General features: G+C 46.9%; 1 protein-coding gene. It reads left to right on the top strand.

All coding sequences use genetic code 11. The features are described 5' to 3' along the window. A partial coding sequence (locus R7E78_RS31095) for a hypothetical protein (RefSeq protein ID WP_318059270.1) occupies positions 1-501 on the top strand: 501 nt, incomplete at both ends.

Consider the following 501-nt stretch of genomic DNA (forward strand, 5'->3'; position numbering starts at 1 on the left):
GGCAACCCAATCAGCGGGGTAACGTCAGGCGGCCAAGCGGTCACGCTCGTACAAACTGGTGTGAATAACAACAACTACACTTACCAAGGTCAAACGCCAGATGGAAAGTCGGTATTTACTCTGGTGATAAATGCTGACGGAACATACAAATTCACGCTAGAAGGCGTACTGGATCATGGTGTTCAGGGCGAAGATTTACTGACGCTCAATCTGCCTGTTTTTGCGACGGATGTGGATGGCGATACCGCAGGTATCAATCTTCCTGTGACGATCACAGATGATGTTCCAACGATTTACGATAGTTCCATCACTCGTGTTGAAGGGCAGGGAACGCGAACCGTTCAACTGTTCCAAGACCCTGTAGAAGGCGACTTAAATTATGGTGCAGATGGCAGTGAGCTGACCTCATTTAGCGCAGACGATTCAGGTATCTATTTCAAACAGAATGGAATAGATATGACAACCGTTGATCTTAACGGCAGCAATCAAACGGTTTTTGTA

This window comes from Vibrio sp. YT-19(2023), from assembly GCF_033337395.1.